Annotated in this window: 19 protein-coding genes; 6 read left to right on the plus strand and 13 right to left on the minus strand. The window is 56.3% G+C overall.

The window, feature by feature from the left end:
• Positions 1-55 precede the first annotated feature (55 nt).
• From AC2FFF_RS00955 to acs, 4 genes are all read right to left on the minus strand, one after another.
• Positions 56-1,840 carry a sodium:solute symporter family protein gene (locus AC2FFF_RS00955; protein WP_142634331.1) on the minus strand — a complete coding sequence of 595 codons (1,785 nt, stop codon included), beginning with the start codon at positions 1,838-1,840 and terminating at the stop codon, positions 56-58.
• A 6-nt stretch (positions 1,841-1,846) separates the two neighbouring features.
• Entirely contained in the window at positions 1,847-2,131 is a 285-nt protein-coding gene (locus AC2FFF_RS00960) for a DUF4212 domain-containing protein (RefSeq protein WP_142634329.1), read from the minus strand.
• 184 nt (positions 2,132-2,315) lie between these two features.
• Positions 2,316-2,999, minus strand: a complete 684-nt coding sequence (locus AC2FFF_RS00965; protein ID WP_142634327.1) for an adenylate kinase — start codon at positions 2,997-2,999, stop codon at positions 2,316-2,318.
• A 7-nt stretch (positions 3,000-3,006) separates the two neighbouring features.
• Positions 3,007-4,971 (minus strand): acetate--CoA ligase, encoded by a 1,965-nt coding sequence (gene acs, locus AC2FFF_RS00970; protein ID WP_142634325.1) that lies wholly within the window; start codon positions 4,969-4,971, stop codon positions 3,007-3,009.
• A 428-nt stretch (positions 4,972-5,399) separates the two neighbouring features.
• Between acs and AC2FFF_RS00975 the strand changes: the two genes are divergently transcribed.
• The 3 genes from AC2FFF_RS00975 to AC2FFF_RS00985 all read left to right on the plus strand — a co-directional run bounded on the left by AC2FFF_RS00975 (position 5,400) and on the right by AC2FFF_RS00985 (position 8,518).
• Positions 5,400-6,416: a C4-dicarboxylate TRAP transporter substrate-binding protein gene (locus AC2FFF_RS00975; RefSeq protein WP_496695146.1), complete on the plus strand. Its 1,017-nt coding sequence runs from the start codon at positions 5,400-5,402 to the stop codon at positions 6,414-6,416.
• A 65-nt stretch (positions 6,417-6,481) separates the two neighbouring features.
• Positions 6,482-7,111, plus strand: a complete 630-nt coding sequence (locus AC2FFF_RS00980; RefSeq protein ID WP_142634321.1) for a TRAP transporter small permease subunit — start codon at positions 6,482-6,484, stop codon at positions 7,109-7,111.
• Between the two features lie 3 nt (positions 7,112-7,114).
• Complete coding sequence (locus AC2FFF_RS00985; protein ID WP_281972234.1) at positions 7,115-8,518, plus strand: TRAP transporter large permease; 1,404 nt, start codon at positions 7,115-7,117, stop codon at positions 8,516-8,518.
• Positions 8,519-8,585: 67 nt separating this feature from the next.
• On the opposite strand, the gene ocd is transcribed toward AC2FFF_RS00985, so the two are convergent.
• The 3 genes from ocd to rocF are packed head-to-tail and all read right to left on the minus strand — an operon-like array spanning position 8,586 to position 11,476.
• Complete coding sequence (ocd, locus tag AC2FFF_RS00990) at positions 8,586-9,626, minus strand: ornithine cyclodeaminase (protein WP_142634317.1); 1,041 nt, start codon at positions 9,624-9,626, stop codon at positions 8,586-8,588.
• 9 nt (positions 9,627-9,635) lie between these two features.
• Positions 9,636-10,556, minus strand: coding sequence for a citrulline utilization hydrolase CtlX (gene ctlX, locus AC2FFF_RS00995; RefSeq protein WP_271946611.1), 921 nt, complete (start codon positions 10,554-10,556; stop codon positions 9,636-9,638).
• Positions 10,556-11,476, minus strand: a complete 921-nt coding sequence (gene rocF / locus AC2FFF_RS01000; RefSeq protein ID WP_142634313.1) for an arginase — start codon at positions 11,474-11,476, stop codon at positions 10,556-10,558. Before rocF ends, ctlX begins: the two co-directional genes overlap by 1 nt.
• Positions 11,477-11,562: 86 nt before the next feature.
• Here rocF and AC2FFF_RS01005 point away from each other — a divergent pair, with 86 nt between their 5' ends.
• Together AC2FFF_RS01005 and mprF are read left to right on the plus strand one after the other, a co-directional pair.
• Entirely contained in the window at positions 11,563-11,991 is a 429-nt protein-coding gene (locus AC2FFF_RS01005; RefSeq protein ID WP_142634311.1) for an Lrp/AsnC family transcriptional regulator, read from the plus strand.
• Between the two features lie 98 nt (positions 11,992-12,089).
• Positions 12,090-14,699, plus strand: coding sequence for a bifunctional lysylphosphatidylglycerol flippase/synthetase MprF (mprF, locus tag AC2FFF_RS01010; protein WP_281972233.1), 2,610 nt, complete (start codon positions 12,090-12,092; stop codon positions 14,697-14,699).
• Positions 14,700-14,702: 3 nt separating this feature from the next.
• Here the strand turns inward: mprF and AC2FFF_RS01015 are convergent, their stop codons facing one another.
• The 6 genes from AC2FFF_RS01015 to AC2FFF_RS01040 all read right to left on the minus strand — a co-directional run bounded on the left by AC2FFF_RS01015 (position 14,703) and on the right by AC2FFF_RS01040 (position 19,455).
• Positions 14,703-16,265, minus strand: a complete 1,563-nt coding sequence (locus AC2FFF_RS01015) for an efflux transporter outer membrane subunit (protein WP_496677784.1) — start codon at positions 16,263-16,265, stop codon at positions 14,703-14,705.
• An 11-nt stretch (positions 16,266-16,276) separates the two neighbouring features.
• Positions 16,277-17,422: an HlyD family secretion protein gene (locus AC2FFF_RS01020; protein ID WP_142634305.1), complete on the minus strand. Its 1,146-nt coding sequence runs from the start codon at positions 17,420-17,422 to the stop codon at positions 16,277-16,279.
• A 21-nt stretch (positions 17,423-17,443) separates the two neighbouring features.
• Positions 17,444-17,806: a DUF3302 domain-containing protein gene (locus AC2FFF_RS01025; RefSeq protein ID WP_142634304.1), complete on the minus strand. Its 363-nt coding sequence runs from the start codon at positions 17,804-17,806 to the stop codon at positions 17,444-17,446.
• Positions 17,807-17,840: 34 nt separating this feature from the next.
• A complete protein-coding gene (locus tag AC2FFF_RS01030; protein ID WP_142634301.1) occupies positions 17,841-18,410 on the minus strand; it encodes a disulfide bond formation protein B in 570 nt (189 codons plus the stop codon).
• 9 nt (positions 18,411-18,419) lie between these two features.
• Entirely contained in the window at positions 18,420-18,575 is a 156-nt protein-coding gene (locus tag AC2FFF_RS01035; protein WP_185956618.1) for a DUF5993 family protein, read from the minus strand.
• Positions 18,576-18,672: 97 nt separating this feature from the next.
• Entirely contained in the window at positions 18,673-19,455 is a 783-nt protein-coding gene (locus AC2FFF_RS01040) for a DeoR/GlpR family DNA-binding transcription regulator (RefSeq protein WP_142634299.1), read from the minus strand.
• A 203-nt stretch (positions 19,456-19,658) separates the two neighbouring features.
• On the opposite strand from AC2FFF_RS01040, the gene glpD reads away from it, so the two are divergent.
• Positions 19,659-21,236 (plus strand): glycerol-3-phosphate dehydrogenase, encoded by a 1,578-nt coding sequence (gene glpD / locus AC2FFF_RS01045; protein ID WP_281972229.1) that lies wholly within the window; start codon positions 19,659-19,661, stop codon positions 21,234-21,236.
• The last annotated feature ends 22 nt before the right edge of the window (positions 21,237-21,258 follow it).

Genomic DNA, 21,258 nt, shown 5'->3' on the forward strand with positions numbered 1-21,258 from the left:
GTAGTCAGTCGAAAGACACGGCCTTTGGCAAGGTGCTCAGGGGCCGCATCTCTACTCAGTGATCCTGAGCGGCACCCGCGCCACGGGGAATGCGGACGCTTTCGACCAGATCCTTGATCTCTTGCGGGGTTTCCTTGGTCATGCCAGCCACCACATAGGCGACAGTGAAGTTGACCAATGCACCGATCGCACCGAACGAAGTCGACTTGATCGTACCCAACAGAGGATCAGCATCCGTGAACGAGTTGGTATCCGGAATGAACAACCAGCCCTTGTGCAGGAAGATGTAGACCAGGGTCACAGTCAGACCAGCCAGCATACCAGCAACCGCACCGGTGTTGTTGATGCGGGTCGAGAAGATCCCCATCATCAGCGCCGGGAAGATCGAGGCAGCTGCCAGACCAAACGCCAGGGCAACGGTCTGCGCTGCAAAACCCGGAGGGTTCAGGCCCAGATATGTCGCCACAACAATGGCCACGCCCATTGCGATCCGCGCCGACAGAAGCTCGGATTTTTCCGAAATCTGCGGGTTGATCGCGCCTTTGATCAGGTCGTGTGACACAGCGGACGAGATCGCCAGCAACAGGCCCGCAGCGGTCGACAGAGCAGCCGCAAGACCACCGGCAGCGACCAGACCGATCACCCAACCCGGCAGGTTGGCAATTTCGGGGTTGGCCAGAACCAGGATGTCACGGTTGAACTTGGTCAGCTCGTTTCCGACCCAGCCCTTCTCTTCCGCAAGCGCCTGCATGTCGGCATTCTTGTCGTTATAGTACTGGATCTTGCCGTCGCCGTTCTTGTCTTCCCAGTCCAGCAGGCCGGTTTTCTTCCATGTGGCCATCCAGTCATAACGGGCGTCGTTGTCGATATCTTCGACGGATACGGCGCCACCTTCGATGCCGCCATTTGGCCACATCATGTCACTGATGTTTAGACGGGCCATTGCGCCAACCGCAGGGGCGGTCAGGTAAAGCAGTGCGATGAACACCAGCGCCCAACCGGCAGACCAGCGGGCATCAGCCACTTTCGGCACGGTGAAGAAACGCATGATTACGTGCGGCAGACCGGCCGTACCGATCATCAGCGACAGCGTGAACAGCACCATGTTCAGCGTGTCCGAGTGGTGGGCGGTGTATTCGTTAAAGCCCAACTCGGTCACGATCGCATCCAGCTTGGTCAGCAGCGGTTCACCGCTGGCGGTATCACCAAACAGACCCAGAGCCGGAACCGGATTGCCAGTCAGTTGCAGGGAAATAAAGATGGCTGGGATTGTGTAGGCGGTGATCAGCACGCAGTACTGAGCGACCTGTGTGTAGGTCACGCCCTTCATCCCCCCAAACACCGCGTAGGCGAAAACAACGGCTGCACCAATTAACAACCCGGTGGTGTTTGACACTTCAAGGAAGCGGCCAAAAGCTACGCCAACGCCGGTCATCTGGCCGATCACGTAGGTCACAGACGCTACGATCAGACAGATCACCGCCACGATACGCGCGGTCTGGCTGTAAAAGCGGTCGCCGATGAACTCTGACACGGTGAACTTGCCGAACTTACGCAGGTAAGGGGCAAGAAGCAGCGCCAGCAGCACATAACCACCGGTCCAACCCATCAGGAAGGACGAGTTGTCATAGCCGGTAAAGGCGATGAGGCCCGCCATCGAGATGAACGAGGCCGCAGACATCCAGTCTGCCGCTGTCGCCATACCGTTGGTGACCGGGTGAACGCCGCGACCGGCGGCGTAGAATTCTGATGTGGACCCAGCACGGGCCCAGATCGCGATGCCGATGTAAAGCGCAAAGGACGCGCCCACAAACAGCAGGTTGATGGTAAACTGGTCCATAGGGCCTTACTCCTCCTCAACGCCGTATTCAGCGTCTAGCTTGTTCATCCGCCAGGCATAGTTGAAGATCAGCAGCAGAAAGACCAAGATGGATCCCTGTTGCGCGAACCAAAAGCCGAGATCGGTTCCGCCGACGGAAATGCCGGACAGAAGTGGACGCAGCAAAATGCCGAATCCAAACGACACCAGCGCCCAGATCACCAGGCTGATGTAGATAAGACGCAGGTTGGCCTGCCAATAGCCCTTATCGGCTTCGGCAGTCTGCGCGGAGTGTGTTGATTGATCCGCCATCGCGGGTTCCTCCTTCGCTTCCTCTTTGAGCGGCCCGTTGTCCTAACCCTCCAGCGCGCGGGGCCACTTTTCGATATGCTTGATGCCAGGTGGCATCAGGCAAGACTTCTCTGGTCCGCCAGAGCGGGTCCTTTGAAGTTTTCCTTTAGGAATTCGGCCCTTATTGAGGGCGGGCCATATTCCCCTAGTTCATTGTGTCGCTGACGATCCGTTCCAGATTGCCGGCGATGTCTTCGATATTGCCCATGGCGTTCAGACCTTTCAGAACGCCATGGTCTTGGTAATAAGTGATCAGCGGCGCGGTCTGCGCGTGATAGGCAGCCAGCCGTGAGGCGACGGTTTCAGCATTGTCATCTGCGCGGCGCTTGAACTCGGTCTTGCCGCATTTGTCGCATTTGCCTTCGACTGCGGGCGTTTTGAACCGGTCATGGAACCCTTCGCCACATCCGGCACATGTGTAACGGCCGGAAATACGGATCACCATTTCAGCGTCTTCAACCTCAAGACTGATGGCTGCGTTGATCTGCTGACCGGTCTCTGACAGCAGCGCGTCCAGCGCCTGTGCCTGAACCGTGGTGCGGGGGAAGCCGTCCAGAATGACGCCCTTGGCGCAGTCCGGTTCGGCCAGACGATCCCGCAGGATTGCAATTACGATATCGTCACTGACCAGATCACCCGCCTCCATGACAGCTTTGGCGGCTTTTCCGGCTTCGGTTCCCGCGGCAACTGCCGCCCGTAACAGGTCACCCGTGCTGAGTTGGACAAGCCCGAACTTGTCTTCGAGCATACGGGCCTGTGTACCCTTCCCGGCGCCCGGGGGGCCGAGAAGGATCAGTACGGTGGGTGTAGTGATCGTGGCAGCGTCCATCACATCCTCACTTGCTTGCGCGGTTTTCGATCAAGTTGTCGACCACGGACGGATCAGCCAAGGTCGATGTGTCACCGAGCGATCCAAAATCATTCTCGGCGATCTTACGCAGGATACGGCGCATGATCTTGCCCGAGCGGGTTTTTGGCAGGCCAGGAGCCCATTGGATCACATCCGGGCTGGCAATCGGTCCGATCTCGGTCCGAACCCAGGTGCGCAGCTCTTTCACAAGCTCGTCCGAGGGTTCGCGATCATTCATCAAGGTGACATAGCAATAGATGCCTTGCCCCTTGATATCATGGGGATAGCCCACAACCGCGGCCTCGGCCACGGCAGCATGTGCCACCAGAGCGCTTTCGACCTCGGCCGTACCCATGCGGTGCCCCGAGACGTTGATCACATCGTCCACACGTCCGGTGATCCAGTAATCGCCATCCTCGTCCCGGCGGCAGCCGTCACCGGTGAAGTAGTAGCCTTTGTAGTCCGAGAAATAAGTCTTCTCGAACCGTTCATGATCGCCCCAGACCGTACGCATCTGGCCGGGCCAGCTGTCCTTGATGCACAGCACGCCTTCGACGCCATTGCCGTCGATCTCGACCCCGGATTGCGGGTCCAGAACCACAGGCTGGATGCCAAAGAACGGCTTCATGGCCGAGCCGGGCTTCATCGCGTGGGCGCCGGGCAGGGGGGTCATCAGGTGACCACCGGTTTCGGTTTGCCACCAGGTGTCCACGATCGGGCAGCGCCCACCGCCGACAACGTCATTGTACCAGTTCCACGCTTCCGGGTTGATCGGCTCACCCACAGTGCCCAGCGTGCGCAGATCGCTCAGATCGCATTTCTCGACCCATTCATTGCCTTGCCCCATCAGGGCGCGCAAAGCGGTAGGGGCCGTGTAGAATTGATTGACCTTGTGCTTTTCACAGACCTGCCAAAAGCGGGATGCATCCGGATAGGTCGGAACACCTTCGAACATCAGCGTGGTCGCGCCATTGGCCAGCGGGCCATAGACGATATAGCTGTGGCCGGTCACCCAACCGACATCGGCGGTACACCAATAGACGTCGCCTTCATGGTAATCGAAGGTGATCTCATGCGTCATTGCCGCATAGACCAGATATCCGCCGGTGGTATGCACCACACCTTTCGGCTGACCGGTCGACCCGGAGGTATACAGAATGAACAGAGGGTCTTCGGCGTCCATTTCCGCAGGCGCGCAATAGTCATCCGCCTCGAGCGCCATTTCGTTATAGTCGTAGTCGCGCCCGTCGATCCATGTGGTCTGGCCGTTGGTACGCTTGACAACCAAGCATTTCACCGTGTCCTTGCAGTGTAGCAGGGCCGCGTCTGCGTTTGACTTCAACGGTGTCTTACGGCCGCCGCGAGGGGCCTCATCAGCTGTAATCAGAACCTTGGCGTCGCATCCGTTGACGCGTGCAGCCAGGGCATCGGGGGAAAACCCTGCAAAAACAATAGAGTGGATTGCGCCGATACGTGCGCACGCCAGCATGGCATATGCAGCCTCGGGGATCATCGGAAGATAAATGACCACACGGTCGCCTTTGCGCACGCCCATGGAAACCAGGATATTTGCCATCCGGCAGGTACGGCGGTGCAGTTCGGCATAGGTGATGTGTTGGGCGGGTTCATTCGGGTCATCAGGTTCCCAGATGATCGCAGTCTGATCGCCGCGTGTATTCAGATGACGATCCAGGCAGTTGGCTGAAACGTTCAGAGTGCCATCCGCATACCAGTTGATCCCGACCGAGCCCAAATCATAGCTGACGTCTTTCACTTGGGTATAGGGTTTGATCCAGTCAACGCGTTTGCCTTGTTCGCCCCAGAATGCAACGGGGTCGTTTATAGAAGCCGTGTACATTTCGCCGTATTTCTTGGCATCGACATGCGCACGCGCTGAAATTTCTGCGGATGGCGGATAAACTTTGGCATCTGCCTGAGCAGCGGTTGTCATTCTGAGGTTCCTCCCTCTGGACTTAAATTCACTGGGACAATCTTGCCCGCTGAACAGGCAATGTCGACCTGTTTCCTCCCGATGCAGGATAATACGGAGATCAGAAAACAAAGAAATAAATTACAGAAATAGCAGGGTTTATTTGTTAATAAATTTCATTCCCTCTGGGGGATTTGTAAAGGAAATCGTAAGATAGTAAAAAAACATATTTAAAACAGCAATATAGATGTTAACCACATTTTCACTGTTTTCAAAGTGCTTGCCCGTGAAATTTACACATTTCATATACACCTTATGATTGTTAGCGCTGGCGGGCGGTTTGCAGATTTTTGTGGGTGGTCTGGCAGGGGTTGGCACATATCGATGTTGGCGCTAGCTTTACGCGCAAGCGACCCAAAAAAGGGGGCGCATCAATGGGAGAATTCACTATGACTAAAATGTTGAGCGGTGCCGCCGTCGCCGCCCTGACTGTTGCATTCGTTACCGAAGCTGCAGCAACAGAATGGAATGCTTCGGTCTGGGGCAAACGCCGGGCCTTTACCGAACATGTCGAGAAACTGGCTGAACTGGTCAGCGAAAAAACCGGTGGCGAATTCACGATCAATGTCAGCTATGGCGGGCTGTCAAAGCCGAAGGAGAATCTGGACGGGATTGAGATCGGTGCATTCGAGATGGCGCAGTTCTGCGCAGGCTATCACCGCGACAAAAATCGGGCGATCACTGTACTTGAACTGCCGTTCCTGGGTGTGAACAATTTGGAAGAAGAGGTGGCCGTCAGCCACGCTGTATATGATCATCCCGCCGTTAAGGATGAGATGGCTCAGTGGAATGCCCGGATCATCATGACGTCGCCAATGCCCCAGTATAATATCGTTGGAACCGGTGATCCGCGCTCAACGCTTGCCGATTTTGACGGCATGCGTGTACGTGCGACCGGCGGGCTGGGTAAGGCGTTTGAGGCCGTTGGCGGTGTTCCAACATCGGTGCCCGCGACCGAGGCGTTTAATGCGATGGAATCCGGTGTTGTTGATACAGTGGCCTTTGCTCAGCACGCACATTTGTCTTTCGGCACCATCAACGAAGCCGACTGGTGGACGGCCAACCTGAACCCCGGCACTGTAAACTGTCCGGTTGTGGTCAATATCGACGCCTACGAAGCGCTGCCTGCAGAACATCGCGAAGCGCTTAACAGTTCTGTCGACGAGGCCATTGCCCATTATCTCGCCAATTACGGCGGTCTGCTGGAGCAGTGGGATGGTGTGTTGACCGAAAAAGGCGTGCAGAAAGTTCAGATCGACGAAGCCGTGCTGGAGGAATTCCGCACCAAGGCTGCTGATCCGATCCGCGAGCAATGGATCGCTGACATGTCCGCGCAGGGTCTGCCTGCGCAGGATCTATATGATCTTGTTCAACTGACGCTGAAACAACAGCGTGGCGGGAACTGATCACGCGTTCCGGGTACCCAGCGCGGTACCCGGACACTGATTCCAATACAGAAAGGGCCAGCGGAATGGCAGGACAGGCGACGGTGCTTGCGGATGATAGCCGTCTGAGCAGGCTGGACCAGCTGCTGTTAAGGGCCGAGCGTACGCTTGCACTGATCAGCGGAATTGCCGTGTTCGGGTTAATGGTGCTGGCAGTTGTCTCGGTGAGCGGGCGCAACGCCTATAACGCGCCATTGCCGGGCTATGTCGATTGGATCGAGCAAGCCATGCCCTTGATTGCGTTTCTAGGTATCTCTTACGTACAACGCGATGGGGGCCATATCCGGATGGATATTGTCATTTCGCGGCTACACGGACGGGCTTTGTGGCTGTTCGAGTTGATTTCGGTCGTTCTCATCCTGGTGCTCATGTTGGCATTGGTCTGGGGCAGCTGGTCCCATTTCGACAGATCATTCGACTTTGGCGCACCTCTGTGGAGCCGGGACAGCTCGATCGACATTGGCATCCCGCTCTGGCCTGCCAAGTTACTGGCACCTATTGCGTTTTCGGTACTTTGCTTGCGGCTTGTGCTGCAAATCTGGGGTTATGGACGGGCCTTTGTGCTGGGCCTACAAAACCCAGTTGCGGTGCCGATGATACAGGACGCTGCTGCGCAGGCTGCCGCTGAAGCCGAACAATTCGAAGGGCAGGACTAGTAAATGGACTCGATTGAGATTGGCCTTTGGGTCACCGGTGGTCTGCTGGTTCTGGTTATCACCGGAATGCGTGTGGCTTTTGCCGCGGCTTTGGCGGGGCTGATCGGTCTTGTTTGGATATTCTGGGCCAAATTCGGATATGATCCTGACCGATTTGGCAAGGCGCTGACCGTTGCGGTAAAAACCGCAGGGCAAGTGCCGCATTCCAAGGTTGCAGCCCATACGCTCAGCCTGATTCCGACCTTTATCCTGATCGGTTACCTTGCCTACTACGCAGGCCTGACGCGCGCGCTGTTCGAGGCCGCCAAGCGCTGGGTAGCATGGGTTCCGGGTGGGCTTGCGGTCGCAACCGTGTTCGCCACCGCTGGTTTTGCTGCGGTCTCGGGGGCATCGGTCGCGACATCTGCGGTATTTGCCCGGATCGCGATCCCGGAAATGCTGAAGGTCGGGTACAACAAACAATTTGCGGCGGGCGTAGTTGCTGCAGGTGGCACTTTGGCCTCACTGATCCCGCCCTCGGCGATCCTTGTGATTTATGCGATCATCGTAGAGCAGGATGTGGGCAAACTGCTGCTCGCCGGGTTCATACCGGGGGCCTTTTCGGCGGTTATCTATGGTCTGCTGATCGTCGGCATCGCCGTTGTGTTCAAAAATGTCGGCCCGCCGGTCACTGGCTTTACTTGGAAACAGCGTTTTGCCGCGCTGCCTGGTGCCCTACCGATTGTTGCGGTGATCCTGATCATCATCTGCTTCGTCTATAACCCGTTTGGTGAAAAAGCCTGGGGCACGCCAACCGAAGGCGGGGCAATCGGTGCCTTTATCGTGTTCTGCTTCGCGCTGTTCCACGGCATGAGATGGGCAGAGTTGAAATCCGCACTGCTTGAGACCGCCAAACTGACCGCGATGATCTTTTCGATCATCTGGGGCGTGCTGATCTATGTCAGGTTCCTGGGTTTCGCCGATTTGCCAAGCGCGTTTTCCGACTGGATCACGTCGCTGACAATGTCACCCATGCTGATCCTGATCTGCATCCTGCTGGCCTATGCGGTGCTCGGCATGTTCATGGATGCCATCGGGATGCTATTGCTGACTCTGCCGGTTGTCTATCCGGCAGTTATGGCGCTGAACGGGGGCGAGGCCGTCACCGTTGCGGAAAGTACGTTTGGGATGTCCGGTCCGATGTGCGCCATCTGGTTTGGTATTTTGGTGGTGAAAATGGCCGAGTTCTGCCTGATCACGCCACCGATCGGTTTGAATTGCTTTGTCGTTGCCGGCGTCCGCCCTGATCTGAGCGTTCAGGACGTGTTCAAGGGCGTGACGCCGTTTTTCATCGCCGACGCCGTGACGATTGCGCTGCTGGTCGCCTTTCCGGGCATCGTTCTGTACCTGCCTTCGCTGGCCGGGTAATTGGCATCTGGCGAAGTCAATCTTTGGTGATACCTGCCCCCGGCTGGCGCACGGGGGCAGGGTATCTCTATTTCGCTCGCATCAGCATTCCGTACAGATCGCGCGGGTCGTCAGGGTCTGCCAGCATGTCCAAGGGTTCGTAGTAATCTGTGCCCCGGACTGCGGACTGGATGTAGCGCAGGGCTGAAAAATCCTCGATCGCGAAGCCTACGCTGTCAAACAACGTGATCTGACGATCATCTTTGCGACCCTCGGCCTGACCCGTCATGACCTGCCACAACTCGGTGACGGGATGATCGTCTTCAAGGGCCTGAATCTCGCCCTCAATACGGGTTTGCTCCGGGTATTCGACGAATATTTCAGAGCGTAGCAGGATATCCCTGTGCAGTTCGGTTTTGCCAGGACAGTCGCCGCCGATCGCGTTGATGTGGACGCCTGGGCCGACCAAGTTATCGGTCAGGATCGTGGCATTTTTCTTGTCCGCCGTGCAGGTCGTGATGATATGCGCGCCTTCGATGGCGTCCTCAGGGGATTTGCATTTCACGACCGAGAGGCCAGAGCCCGCCAAGTTGGCCGCACATTTTTCGGTAGCAGCCGCGTCGGTATCGTACAAGCGAACAGTATCAATCCCGCACATGGCCTTGAAGGCGAGGCACTGAAATTCGGATTGCGCGCCATTCCCGATCATTGCCATGGTCGAGGCCGATTTGGGCGCAAGATAGCTGCCGACCAGAGCAGAGGTTGCTGCGGTGCGCAATGCAGTCAGCATGGTCATTTCGGTCAGCAGGGTCGGATAGCCTGTGTAGACGTCTGCCAGCAATCCAAATGCGGTAACGGTCTGTAGGCCTTCGGAGGTGTTCTTGGGGTGGCCGTTGACGTATTTAAACCCATAGGCCTCACCGTCTGAGGTTGGCATCAGTTCAATCACCCCATGCGGCGAGTGGGCAGGGATGCGGGGTGTTTTGTCAAAGCTTTCCCACCGTTTGAAATCAGCTTCGATTTGCGCCGCAATATCGGTGATCATACGTTCGACGCCGATGTGGTGGACCAGTCTCATCATATTGTCGACAGACACAAACGGCACCAGGGCCTTTTCAGATGGTTGCATTAGGGGCTCCTATCGGCGGGACAGGTGGATGCCCGCAATCATGCAGCGCACGGATCCACCGGCAGTTTCAATGGTGGGAATCGAAAGCGGCAGAGGTGTCGCGCTGGCTTCGATTGTAGCGATTTGTTCCGGGGTCAGGGCGGCAAGTGCCCGGCTGGACAGCGCCAGCACGGGACCATTCAGGCCGCTCAGTTCGATGGCGTTGCCAGCAAATTCAGCGATCTGATCATGGGTCAGGTCGATGACCGTGCGACCGGATTCTTCCAGCCTGGCTTTCACTGTCGCGCGGCGTTCGGGGTCCGCGATCATATCAAGACAGATCAGCGCGTATTTGGAGCCGATGCCCATCAGAACATTCGTGTGATAGACATCACGTCCTGCGGCATCATGCGCCTCGAATGCGATGGGCTCATAGTTGAAATGGGTGCAGAAACGCTCCAACAGAACGGGGTCGGCGCGGTTGGATTTGACCGTGTAGGCCACGCGGCCAATGTGGTCCAGAACCATCGCTCCGGTGCCTTCCAGCGCCAGTCTGTCCTGTTCAAGCCCGGAATAATCGATCACGTCCTGAACACGATACTCCTGTTTCAACATTTCTATGACGTCGGCGCGACGTTCGCGCCTGCGCGACGGCACAAACATCGGATAGATTGCCACATGTCCGCCGGGATGGGTCGAGAACCAGTTGTTCGGAAATACGCTGTCTGGTGTGTCGAGGTCTCCGAAATCGTCGAAGACATGAACCTTAATACCCGCATCGCGCAGCAGCGCCACCGCCTGATCATGTTCATCGCGTGCTTGGACAGACGTGGCCGCTGCCGAGCGGTTGGCCAAGGTCTGGAACGCATTGTCGTCGCGTGTCTCGGGGTTCGAAGCAAACGCATGGGGCCGGATCATCACAACGGCTGGTGGGGCTTGTAGAGATTGCATCAGAAGCTCCGGGTGGGGCGGTCAAAGATGCGGCGGCCCAGCAATGAGGCGGCCAGATCCACCATCAATTTTGCAGTGCGGCCGCGTTCGTCCAGAAACGGGTTCAATTCTACCAGATCCAGCGAGCAGACAAGACCGCTTTCGTGCAGCAGTTCCATCACTAGATGAGCCTCGCGTTCGGTCGCGCCACCTGGAACTGTTGTGCCAACTGCAGGAGCAATGGACGGATCAAGGAAATCCACATCCAGCGAAACATGAAGGATGCCATCCGCTGCCCGGACCCGCTCCAGAAAGGCCATCAGCGGTGCTTTGATGCCGTTTTCGTCGATGCTTCGCATATCGGCCAGCATTGCGCGATCCTGTTCCAGCCGAGCCCGTTCGGCTGGGTCGACCGAGCGCAGACCGATCATGCCGACCCGGTCGGTCGGAACTGGCGATGAAACCGGTGGGAAGTCGTCAAATCCGGGCTGTCCGGTGAAATAGGCTACGGGTGTCCCGTGCAGGTTGCCGCTATCGGTGCTCTCGGGTGTGTGGAAATCGCTATGCGCGTCCAGCCAGAGAACGAACAGTGGGCGTTCGATCCGCTCGGCGTGCTGTGCCATGCCCAAAACCGTGCCCATCGAAAGCGCATGATCGCCGCCCATGAAAATTGGCAGGCCTTGTGGGGCAACATCCTGCGCGACACGGCTGAGAGCCTTGGTCCAGCCGATACACTCGGGCAGGGCGAAGAGATGCGAATGTTCGGACATATCCGGAATGTCAGGTGTGATATCGCCGAGATCCCGTAGGTGAAGACCGAGATCGGAAAGAGCTGATTGAAGCCCCGCAACCCGATAGGCATCGGGGCCCATCCGGCAGCCCTGTCGACGCTTGCCCGAATCCATCGGGGCGCCAACCAGAATTACGTTGTTTGTATCCATATGGAATACTACTCCGGCAATGTGGCTTGCGGATAGGGATCAAAATGCTCAAAATGGAACCGCAAGTGACATAACGGAAGTATTGAATGGACGATTTGGATGGCAAGCTTCTCAGCGCTCTGCATCGGGATGCCCGTGCTTCACTCTCGGAACTGGCTGAAACACTGGGAGTCACACGCACAACAGTGCGCAGCCGTCTGCAACGTTTGAAGCAATCCGGCGAGATTGTGGGCTTTACGGTTCTGACACGGCAGGATGTGGCGCAAAGCCCGGTCAGAGGGTTGATGATGCTGGAAATCGAAGGGCGCGGCACCGAGCGCACCATGGCCCAAATTGCCGCCATGCCACAGGTGCGGGCTGTCCATTCGACAAATGGCGGTTGGGACTTGATTGCCGAGATTGGGACCGAGACCCTGGCCGAACTGGATGAAATCCTGTTTCGCATCCGCAGGATCGAAGGGATTACGCGATCCGAAACCAACTTGCTTCTTTCTACTCGGAAAGGCCGCGTCTGATTGCTGTAGTGCTTTGAGCAGCAAGGAATATGTGTAAAAGTTGCGATGCGTTCGCCACCCGCGCAAAGGCAGCTGCAAACCTGAAACAGGGAAATCACATGACTGATCAGGATACAGGCAAAGAACTCTGGGCCATCAGACTTGCCGAAAGAGTATCCGGTTTTCTGGAACGACCCCTGGTCAGAATCGCCATTCCCGTAATCGTCATGCTGGTCGCCCTGACCGTGCTGCATGAACTGTCTGCACATGTGAAATGGTCATCCGTTCAGACGGATGTGGCGAACACCTCTTGGACGCTGTTGTTCATCGCCTTGTGCTGGACCGCTTTTAGCTTTGTTTCCCTGTCTTTATACGACGTCTTTGCAGTCCAGAGCGTTGCCGACGGTGAGGTTCCTTTGCCGGTTGCGGGCATGGCCGGGGCCTGTGGTTATGCGGTGTCAAACTGCCTTGGGTTTTCCTACATCACGGGCACGGCGATCCGGTATCGGATCTACGCATCTTTGGGGCTGGATCTGGGGCGTGTCGCTGGGGTTATTGCGACCTCGTGGATCGCTTTCTGGTCCGGCATGACCTTGCTGTTAGGGGCTTTGCTGACCTTTCATCCCGACGGGATATCGAAGGTTTTGCCAATCAGCGATACGGTCGAGACGGTCATAGGATTGGGCCTTTTGATCGCTCTGGCAACGCTGTTCATCTGGCTGTCGAAAGGCGGGCGCAGGCTGGCCTATGGCGGGGTTGGATTTAACCTTCCCGGCGGCAAACTGGCCGGGTTGCTGACGCTGGCGGCCTTGGGCGATGTGTTTGGTGCGTCGATGGTTCTGTATGTGCTGCTGCCGACAGACCTTGGGATCGGCTACCCCTATTTCTTCACCATCTTTATTGGCGCGATTGCGGTCGGTATCCTCAGCCATGCGCCGGGTGGAATTGGCGCCTTCGAGGCGACTATGATCGCGGGACTTGGCGCGTCAGGCCGGTCGGATGTCATTGCCGCGCTGTTGCTGTATCGCCTTGTTTATACGTTTCTTCCCTTCCTCATCGCCACACTCTCGATCGCTGTGGCATCAGCATTGACCCATCGTCGACATATTACTGGTGCAGCCACTTGGGTTTATCGAGTGATCCGTCCGATCGTGCCCATGGTGGCCGCAGGTGTGGCCGCAGTGGCCGGTGTGATACTTCTGGTCTCCGGCGCGTTGCCTGCAAGCAGCGGTAACCTGGGTGTGCTACGGGATTTCCTGCCCCTGTCCTTTGTCGAAGCGTCCCACCTGGCCGGAAGCGCGGTAGGGGTCTTGCTGATCCTTGTATCACGGGGGCTGTTTCGCAAGCTTTACCGGGCTTGGGTTGTGGCCATGCTGTTGATGCTGGCCGGTTTTGTCGCTTCGCTGACCAAAGGGCTGGATACGCACGAAGCGCTCAGCATGGTGGGTAGCATCGTTCTGCTGGCCATGTTCCGGGATGCGTTCTATCGGGTTAGCGGCGCGTCGATCTTCAGGTTGAACATACCCTGGCTGGTCAGCGTTCTTGCATTGCTTGCCGTGATCTTTTGGGTGGGTCTGTTTTCTTATTCCCATGTCGAATATCAAAATGCCCTGTGGTGGGAGTTTGCCTGGAACGGCGACGCCTCGCGGTTCCTACGATCCAGCCTTGTGGTTGCGGTCATCCTTGGAGTGGTTGCCGTTAGCTCACTGTTCGGGCGCGAGATTCCTGTTCCAGCCCGCACAGAAATCCCCGAAGTAGTCGAACGTCTGGTGATGGAAAGCGAAGACACAGAATCCCAGATTTCCCTGACCGGGGACAAGCAGTTCCTGATCGCGCCGGATGAAACCGCTTTTCTGGCTTATGCCGATACCGGCAACGCACTGGTCACCAAAGGTGAGCCAGTAGGGGATGAAACCGCCGGTAAACAGCTGATATGGCAGCTGCGCGAGATGGCGGACCGTGAGGGTAAACTTTGTGCCTTCTACAGCGTTTCCACCAAATACCTGCCGACCTTTCTAGACCTTGGCCTGTCGATCCTGAAAATTGGCGAAGTAGCGCGGGTGCCGCTGAAAGATTTCTCGCTGGACGGAAAATCCCGCAAGCGGTTCCGTCAGGCCAAGAACCGGGCCGAGCGTGAAGGGTATGTTTTCGAGATTATCCCAAAACAGGAACTAAACCTGATCCTGCCCGAGTTGCGCAAGATTTCGGATGACTGGCTGGCACAAAAAGCTGGGGCCGAGAAAGGTTTTGCGCTTGGCGGATTTGATGAAACCTATCTGTCCTATTTCGACCACGCGGTGCTGCGGAATGGCGAAACAGGTGAGATCGTCGCGTTTGCTAACCTTTTTCAGGGTGGGCAAAAATCAGAACTGTCGCTGGATCTGATGCGGTATGAACCAGATAGCCCAAGTTTTGTTATGGACGCGCTGTTTGCCGAGATGATGTCATGGGGGGCCGAGCAGGGGTTCCACTGGTTCTCGCTGGGGGCGGCACCGTTTTCCGGGATCGAAAACCGGCAACTGGCATCGCTGTGGAACCGCATTGGCGGCTTTGTCTATGAACATGGCGAACAGTTTTATCACTTCGAGGGGCTGCGCTCGTTCAAGCAGAAATTCGAACCAGAATGGAGCCCGAACTATTTGGCCAGCCCCGGAGGACTGGCCGCGCCGCGTATTCTCTACGAGGTCAACATTCTGATTTCGGGCGGCTTGCGCGGTCTGACGAAATAGCGCTCAGTTCAGGCTGGCTTGGGTCGGAGCCTGTTGCAGCAGGTCTCCCCAATCGGTGCGATAGGCCATTTCGGCCAGCACGGTTTCCGGCAGGAACTCCTGATTTTGCCGGATTTGCCAACCACCTCCTAAACCTTTGTAGACTGCAACCAGATTGCTCGAGACCTGCTGGCGGGCTTCGATCAGGTTGGCCTGTGATCGCAGCAATGCGGTTTGCGTGTTCAGAACGCGGGAATAACTGGCGATGCCATCCCGGTATTGGTTCACCGCGATCTCGGCAGCTTTGCGCGATGCGGTGACGCTGTTTTGGTAGAATGTCACCTGTTTGCGTGATTGCGTATAGGCGACCATAGCACTTTCTACCTCGGAATAGGCGGTCAGAACGGTGTTTTGATAGTTCGCAATCAAGGCCTGATAAGCTGCGTCCTGGGCGCGGACATTATTCTTGATCCGCCCATAATTCAGCACATTCCAGACCACTCCGGCACTGGCCAGCCCAGTATTGCTGGCGGATGAAAACAGGTCCTGACTGCCCGAGGCCTGCAGGCCGATCGAACCGGACAGGATGAACTGGGGATACAGGTCAGCAATCGCGATCCCAACTTGCGCAGACTGTGTGGCAGCGGCCAGTTCTGCGGCGCGTACATCCGGGCGTCGGCGCAGCAATTCCGCTGGTACTCCAACGGCGACGTTGGATCGGGCCGAAGGGATACGACCGGAATTACCCAGCAACCCGGCCATGCGCGAGGGTGTTGTTCCCAGTAAAACAGCCAAAGCATTCTTGGTCTGCTGAAGATCGCTTTCAATTTCCGGCACTAGCGCCATGGTATTGTTCAGCAGGGCGGTGGCCTCTTGCACATCCAATTCAGTGGTGACGCCGTTGTTGAAACGCAGTTGCGTCAGATCAACCGAATCCTGCTGCAGCTTGATATTTTCTCGTGCCACGAACAGGGTTTCTTGCAGCGCGCGGAAGCTTACATATAACGCTGCTACATCGCCGGTCAGCGTGACCAAAGCGTCATCGTAATTAGCGACCTGAAGTGCCAGATTGGATCGTGCGGCCTGCACACCCCGGCGTTGCTGCCCCCACACATCCAATTCCCATTGGGCGTCGAAGCCAACCTGCGAGGTCGAGAATTCGGTATCCAGAGGGATGATCCGATTGATATCGGAAATCGGCCCGATATTATCGCTGATCTGGCGCCGCTCGATCGAACCTCCGATGGCCTGCGATTGGGGGTAAAGCTCACCAAAGGCAATCCCAAGCTGTGCGCGGGCCTGTAATACGCGCGCACCGGCCACCTGTAGCGCCAGGTTCTGGGCATAGGCTTCGGCGATCAACCGGTTCAAAGTGGCGTCGTTGAAGGTCTCCCACCATTTTGCCACAGGGGCACTACGCGAGGTGAGGCCGCTGGCACCGACTGAAGGGTTGTTTACCTCGATCCATTCCTTCACGACCGGAGAGTTCGGTCGCACAAAATCAGGACCGACAGGTGCGCATCCCACCAGCAGCGCGGCACACAGGGCTGTGCCCATCAAACTGCGGTTTAGCCTGGCCCGTGTCATACAGCGTGTCCTTAAATGTCCAGTGGTCGGATGAAGTTTGCGAAGGAATAGAGGCGGATATTGATGCGCCGCAGGAACTCAAAGCTTTTGCCCTGGCCGGTATAGATTGCCACCGCGGCATGTCCACCGGCGGGAAAAACGTGGCCATCTGGAATATCGACCGAAATCTGCACGGCAATATGTCCAGGAATTTTTGGCAGTTCAAATCCGGGCAGGCGGCCTGATGGCAGATATTGACCCTGGCGGGTTGCCCACCAGATTGCCTCGACTTTGCCGGTCAGGATTTCTCCGGGATATAAGTCCAGCGCGACCTCAACCTGTTGCCCGGGTTTCACAAATTTCAGGTTTTGCTGCCGGTAAGTGGCGAGAATATAGGGATTTTCTTTGGTCACAAAGCTGGCGATTGCGCCCAATCGGATGTCACCGACAACCAGACCCGGGCGTGCCTGTTGTGAAACGATCATACCATCTTCGGGCGCGTAGATCGTAGTATTGTCCAGAAAGTACCGGGCCTTTTCCAACTGAGCCTGAGCTTGAACGATTCCGGTATTGACCCCGTCGATCTGCGAATCCAGCGCCAGCTTTGCCTTTTCCAGATTGGCTTCGGCCTCTTTTATCTTGGCCTGATCTTCCGTGACCTGCTCGTTCCAGCGATCCAGCTCATCCTCGCGGGCACCACCCGCAGGGACAAGGTTTTCATACCGTGCTTGCTGGGTCAGCGCATATGCCAGTTGCGCGTTGGCTCGCTCGACGGCTTCACCCGCGACGATCACATCCTGTTCCAGAATTTTGGCGTTCTGCTGGGCTGCAACCAACTGTGCGGATGCCTCTTCGAATTCAAGCGCAAAGACGGTGTCGTCGAACCGATACAGCGGATCCCCTTTCTTCACCTCTGTATTCGGCTCGACCAGAACCTCGGACAGGATGGTTGGTTCAGTCAGGCGCGGTACGATCTGTATGGTTGAGCGGACTACGTGGCTGTCGATCGAAAATGGCTGGAAGAACCGCAGCGCAACCATAAAGATCAATAACAGATGAGCACCCACCCAGAAGGAAACGATGCCCCAGGCGATACTAAACTTAAGCCATTGTAGTTTGAAGAAGATCAGCCAGACAAAAATGATGTAGAAAAGCGTAATGCCAAGAGCGACAAACATATTGTGGGACTTCCTTTAGCCTTAGCTTTTTTGTGTTTCGTCCGGGTCCAGTGGATCGCGATATTCTTCGGTCAGATCACCGCCTAACCGTTTGATATCCTTCCGTATCGCATCGCGTTCATCATCAGGCATACGGCGGATATCGACAGTGGCTGCATCGTGGAAAGCCCACATAAAGGCGTGAATCCAGGGAACGACAGCCAGAAACCCCATCCAGCCCATGATCTTGACTGCCTCGGCATGGGGATGGTTGCGTTTGATTGCGATGCGGCCGGGCAGTCCCATTATGAACAGAAACAGCGCCATTACAGCGGCCAGCAGCAGTATAAGTGCGATAAATGTCAGATAGTCATAATAGCCTAGCGGCTGCCCCAGTAGTCCCATTCCGATGCCTCCATGAGGGAAGGTTTATCCATCCTCAGTTGTTGGTGTCCAGTTCGTCAATCAATTTGTAGCTTGTCGGCGGGTCAGCGCAGATACCTGGGCCACATTCCAACAAGGTCGCCCCCGCATTCAGCGCGGCCAGCCCTAGCATTACAAAGAACGCGGTTTTGGCCAGCATATTGCCCCCGAACCGTGGTTGATCGACGGTTGTGTCCTGATATTGACGGTCGAAAAGCAGCATGATTGCCGTGCCCAGCAGGATCAGAAAAAAGCAGATCGCGGCCCATGTGTAGTAGTGATACCCAAAAACAGGCGAACCATAGTGGCCGGTACCCGGTACGATATGCAGCAAGATCTGGCGAACGGAAACGCTGATCCCAAACAGTGCCGCAAGCAACATCAACGCATAATGCTGCGGCCGGGCTCCGTATAGCAGGTTCAGGCCCAAACCAACGCCCACCGCTACGAACCCGACCCGTTGCAATAAGCAAAGCGGGCAGGGCAGTTCGTTCAGCGCCAGCTGGTATCCGAAGGCCAGCACAAGAACGAGGCTGACCGCCAGGGTTCCCAACGCGTTCAGGGTGCGGGAAAGCTCGGGTGTCATTGTGGCCTCCTACAGCTGAATGGTCAGTTGGCTGGTGGCATGAAACTTCAGCCAATAAACACTTAGGGCCATGGTAATGAAGAACACAACATTGGCCGCTTTGGTTTTTCTATAATAATTCAGCCCCATAGTGGCTGAGAGTAACGCAAATAAAAGCGCGATCATGGCCCGGATCTCCCCCTTGCCGTGCACTGATTGCAATATGTTGTGATACTGTCAGGGCCGGTCGCCTATGACAAGAACCACGTTTGGAATTACGCGTTTAATGCGAATCTCCGGTGGTTCGGCCGCTGTATACGACCCGCGTTCCCCATTCCTTGCATTTACGTGCAAGCCGACTTGGAAGAGGTTGATCTGTAAAGAAAACGTCAACTTCGGACATTGAGGCAATACGGGCAGGGGCCGAGCGCTGAAATTTCGAATGATCGGCAACCAGAAAGCTGTGTCTGGCCTGTGCAATGATAGTCTGGCTGACACGGACTTCTTGGAAATCGAAATCCAGAAGATCACCATCGGCGTCCAGTGCGGAACACCCGATTACCGCATAATCGAACTTGAATTGTTCAATCGTTGAATTGGTCAGATTGCCGATCAGACCACCGTCCGACCGGCGCAGAACACCACCGGCGACGACGATCTGGCAGTTCGTGTTTTCCACCAGGATACGCGCGACATTCATGTTATTTGTCACCACCATAAGATCTTTGTGGTTTAGCAACTGATGCGCGACAGCCTCGGTCGATGTACCGATGTTCAAAAAAAGCGATGCACCATCCGGTATGTTGGCAGCGCAAACCTGTGCGATACGGGTCTTGATTTCAGCATTCAGGGCGCGCCGGTCCTCGTAACCGATATTCGAAACGCCGGATCGCAGGACCGCGCCGCCATGAACCCGGTCCAGCTTGCCCAGTTCCGCAAGCTCGGAAAGATCACGCCGGATCGTTTGGACCGTGACACCAAACTGCAACGCCAGATCCTCGACCATGACGCGACCATTCTGCTTGGCGATTTCTATGATGTCTGACTGGCGGAACGAAAGAGACAAGGGAAGCTCCGGTTATTGGGTTCTTTCGTTTTTGTTCCTTTTTTCGCAATATTGCAACCGGCAGAAAACAAACATCGTTTGGACAACAACAAAAAATCGCTATTCTTGTTCGTTACGCGAAAAAAAACGAAAATCCACATTGACGAACCGAGTATCGAACGGGTTAACTGCCGCACGTTTTCAGCAAAAGGACTGACCTGCAAATGGCACAGCAGACTGGCCAGGTTACTGACCTATTCATCATCGGTGGCGGTATTAACGGTTGCGGGATCGCGCGTGATGCGGTCGGGCGGGGATTGTCGGTGACATTGGCCGAGATGAACGACTTGGCATCGGCGACGTCCTCTGCCTCGACCAAACTGTTCCATGGCGGCCTGCGGTATCTTGAGTACTTTGAATTCCGACTGGTCCGCGAGGCGCTGATCGAGCGTGAGACCTTGCTGCGGGCAATGCCGCATATCAGTTGGCCGATGCGCTTTGTGCTTCCGTACCACGATGGGATGCGCTTTGACTCGGACACGCCGACATCGCGCCTGCTGAGCATGGTGATGCCCTGGATGCGCGGTCGTCGCCCGGCCTGGCTGATCCGTCTGGGCCTGTTCATGTATGACCACCTCGGGGGGCGGAAAATTCTGCCGGGAACTTCGTCGCTGAATCTACGGTCTGCGCCCGAAGGCGGCCCGCTGCAGAACAGGTTCGAAACTGCCTATGAATATTCCGACTGCTGGATTGAAGATTCCCGTCTGGTGGTTCTGAACGCCCGTGATGCCGAGGCCAGAGGTGCCGAAATTCTGGTCCGGACAGAGGTTCTGTCTGCCGAAAGGGTCGATGACCTGTGGCATGTCACGATCCGCGACAAGCAGAGTGATGAAACGCGCGTCGTCCAGGCCAAGATGCTGATCAATGCCGGTGGCCCTTGGGTCGGGGACATTATTCAGGACAAAATCCACGTGAACTCGCGCGAGGGGGTTCGGTTGGTCCGCGGCAGCCATATCGTAACCCACAGGTTATTTAACCATGACAAATGCTATTTCTTTCAGGGCGAAGACGGGCGCATCATCTTTGCCATTCCCTATGAGAGAGATTTCACCCTTATTGGAACAACTGATCAGGATCACCCAGACCCATCGGTTCCTCCAGTCTGTACTGAGTCTGAACAGGAATATCTGTGTGCATTTGCGTCAAAATATTTTGAGCAGCCTGTGACCCGCGAAGACATCGTTTGGACCTATTCCGGTGTGCGCCCTCTGTATGACGATGGGGCCAGCAGCGCAACGGCCGCGACCAGAGACTATACTCTGAAGGTCAATGGGCTTGGCGGTGCTCCGGTTTTGAATGTTTTCGGCGGCAAGATTACGACCTATCGCAGATTGGCCGAAAGTGCGCTTGAGAAAATCGCTGAGTACTTCCCGGATTTGCCCGGTCCATGGACCGCTGGAGTTTCTTTGCCGGGTGGCGATTTCCCCGTTAGCGCAGTGCAAGATCTAATTGCCGGTCTGGAATTTGACTATGCCTTTTTGAATCGCACATGGGCGGAACGGCTGGTGCGCGCCTATGGAACCGAGGCGCGCGCTATTCTGGCCGATGCAAAAACCGCTGAGGATCTGGGGGAAGAGTTCGGGGCGACGCTGACCGAACGCGAAATGGAATGGTTGGTCACCAAGGAATATGTGCGCTGCGCTGAAGATGCCATCTGGCGCAGAAACAAGCTGGGCCTAAGACTTGATGCCGATCAGATCGCTGCCATCCAGCGCTGGATCGAAAAGCGCCTGGCCCATTAAAGAAAAGCCCCGCGTTTTTGGC

It is taken from the genome of Ruegeria sp. YTSA226 (genome assembly GCF_059609905.1).